Source organism: Bradyrhizobium sp. (genome assembly GCF_049798375.1).
Lineage (GTDB): Bacteria > Pseudomonadota > Alphaproteobacteria > Rhizobiales > Xanthobacteraceae > Bradyrhizobium.
This window is the reverse complement of the sequence record NZ_JBARGP010000627.1, coordinates 1-2,862: the sequence shown is the minus strand read 5'-3', so window position 1 is coordinate 2,862 and position 2,862 is coordinate 1. Positions and strand designations below refer to the sequence as shown.

Here is a 2,862-nt window from a genome sequence, read left to right as displayed (position 1 = left end):
ATAGCCGAACACCTTGAGCTCCCAGGCGTGGCGCCACGTCGTTTCGTCGATCTTGTCGATCGAGCCACCGGGAATGTCGCCGGCATTGTTGACGAGGATGTCGATATCGGAGGCTGCCTCGGCCAGCCGCGCGATGTCATCGGCGTTGCGCAGATCGACCACATGCGCCGTCGCGTCGATCTGGTGCTGCGATCTCAGGCGCTCGGTCAGCGCTTTCAGCGCGTCGCCGCTGCGGGCGGCAAGATGCAGATGGCAGCCTTCCTCGGCGAAGGCTTCGGCCGCGGCGGCGCCGATGCCCTTGGAGGCGCCGGTGATGAGGACGCGTTTGCCGGTGAGATGCAGATCCATGGAATACTCGCATGCAAGAGAAAGAGGAGGAGCCCGCAAATAGTTAAGGCTGCCATGCGGACCGTCAACACCGCAGTGCAGCGTTGCACTCCCAGCCGGTTTGGTCCATTGCAGGGCCATCAACGACGGCCGGCGTGAAAGCCGGCCCAACGACCAAGGAAAGCGCGATGACTGCCAAGAAGACCTATCGGATCGCAGTGATTCCCGGCGACGGTATCGGCAAGGAAGTGATGCCGGAAGGTCTGCGCGTCATGGAGGCCGCGGCCAAGAAGCATGGCGTTGCCGTGCAATTCGACCATTTCGACTTCTCGTCCTACGACTATTACGAGAAGCACGGCCAGATGATGCCGGACGACTGGAAGCAGCAGATCGGCAAGCATGACGCGATCTATTTCGGCGCGGTCGGCTGGCCGGCCAAGATCGCCGATCACGTCTCGCTGTGGGGCTCGCTGATCAAATTCCGTCGCGAGTTCGACCAGTATGTCAATCTGCGTCCGGTCCGCCTGATGCCCGGCGTACCGTCGCCGCTGGCGAACCGCAAGCCGGGCGACATCGATTTCTGGGTGGTGCGCGAGAACACCGAGGGCGAATATTCCTCTGTCGGCGGCCGCATGTTCCCGGACACCGATCGTGAATTCGTGACCCAGCAGACGGTGATGACGCGCACCGGCGTCGACCGTATTCTCAAGTTCGCCTTCGAGCTCGCGCAGTCCAGGCCGAAGAAGCACCTGACCTCGGCGACCAAGTCCAACGGCATCTCGATCACGATGCCGTATTGGGACGAGCGGGTCGAGGCGATGGCGAAGAGGTTTCCCGGCGTGAAGTGGGACAAGTACCACATCGATATTCTCACGGCGAACTTCGTGCTGCATCCGGACTGGTTCGACGTCGTGGTCGGCTCCAACCTGTTCGGCGACATCCTGTCCGATCTCGGCCCGGCCTGCACCGGCACCATCGGCATCGCGCCGTCGGGCAACATCAATCCGGAGCGCAACTTCCCCTCGGTGTTCGAGCCGGTGCACGGCTCGGCGCCCGACATCGCAGGGCAGGGCATCGCCAACCCGATCGGCATGATCTGGTCCGGCGCGATGATGCTGGAGCATCTCGGCGAGAAGACCGCCGCACAGTCCATCGTCGGCGCCATCGAGCGCACCCTGGCAGAGCGGACGCTGCGCACGAAGGATCTCGGCGGCAATGCGGATACGACCGCGTGCGGCAAAGCCGTGGCGGAGATGGTGGAGTAGTTAGCTGCTATCGCTCCAGGCAGACTCGTAGATGGGGCAAAGGCGCGTTTGCGCCGTGCCCACCGTCCATCCCCGGAATGCCATGGAAGATGGTGGGCACGCTTCGCTTTGCCCACCCTACAGCACCGGTTTTTCGTCATTGCGAGGAGCGCAGCGACGAAGCAATCCAGAGTCTTGGCGTTGCGCTGGATTGCTTCGCTTCGCTCGCAATGACGGGCTCTATTTCGCCACCCTTCTGCAGTGCTCCCAGGCGGCGTGGATCAGGTTCTCGCTGGCCTCCGGCGTGCGGAAGGCGGAATGCGCTGAGAGTGTCACGTTCGGGATTGTGGTCAGCACATGGTCGTTCGGTAGCGGCTCGGTATTGAAGACGTCGAGGCCGGCATGGCGGATGTGGCCAGATCGCAAGGCCTCGATCATAGCGTCCTCGTCGACGATGGCGGCGCGTGCGGTGTTGACGAAAATCACGCCCGGGCGCATCTGCGCGATGCGCTCGCGATTGACGAAGCCGCGAGTCTCGTCGTTGAGCAAGAGATGCAGCGAGACGACATGGCTCTGCGTCAGCAGCGTGTCGAGTTCGACGAACTCCACACCTGGATGCGTTTTCGGCGACCGGTTCCAGGCGATCACCTTCATGCCGCTGCCTGACGCAATGCGGGCGACTTCCGCGGCGATGCCGCCGAAGCCGATCAGGCCGAGCGTCTTGCCCGTGAGCTGCAGGCCGTCCTCGCGCAGCCAGTTGCCGGCGCGCATCTCGCGGTCCATCTGCGCAATCCCGCGCGCCGAGGCCCACATCAGCGCTACAGCGGCTTCGGCCACAGCGGTGTCGCCATAGCCCTTGATGAGATGAACCGAGATGCCGAGCTCGCTGAGCTCCTCCGGATTCATGTAGCTGCGCGCGCCGGTGCCGAGGAACACGACGTGCTTCAGCTTGGTGCATTTCGCCGCAATCGCTGATGGCACCGCGGTGTGGTCGACGATCATGATCTCGGCATCGCCGAGCAGGCCGGGGAGATCGTCGGGCTTGATGGAGGGGTTGCGATTGATGCTGACGGGAAGGCTATCGATGCGCAGCAGCTTGTCGGTCACCGCTGCCAGGGTGTCGTTCGCATCGACGAATAGGGCGCGCACAGGCCTTCCTCCATATCACCAGTTAACTGCGTTCAATCTTGTATTCAGATGTGAATGCGATTTGCAATCCCTTGTTTCCGAGGAATTTTACGCAATGTTGCCAAGATATTGGGCTCTCCTCTGCCTCGTCGCACAAATCGGG

At 62.5% G+C, this 2,862-nt stretch carries 3 protein-coding genes; 1 reads left to right on the top strand and 2 read right to left on the bottom strand.

Annotated elements, in window-relative coordinates; translation table 11 throughout:
* The coding region (locus WA702_RS24800; protein WP_425113183.1) for an SDR family NAD(P)-dependent oxidoreductase at nt 1-348 on the bottom strand (348 nt) is incomplete at its 3' end.
* Between the two features lie 167 nt (nt 349-515).
* Between WA702_RS24800 and WA702_RS24795 the strand changes: the two genes are divergently transcribed.
* Nucleotides 516-1,592: a tartrate dehydrogenase gene (locus tag WA702_RS24795; RefSeq protein WP_425113182.1), complete on the top strand. Its 1,077-nt coding sequence runs from the start codon at nt 516-518 to the stop codon at nt 1,590-1,592.
* Nucleotides 1,593-1,811: 219 nt separating this feature from the next.
* On the opposite strand, the gene WA702_RS24790 is transcribed toward WA702_RS24795, so the two are convergent.
* Complete coding sequence (locus WA702_RS24790; RefSeq protein WP_425113181.1) at nt 1,812-2,720, bottom strand: NAD(P)-dependent oxidoreductase; 909 nt, start codon at nt 2,718-2,720, stop codon at nt 1,812-1,814.
* Nucleotides 2,721-2,862 lie beyond the last annotated feature (142 nt).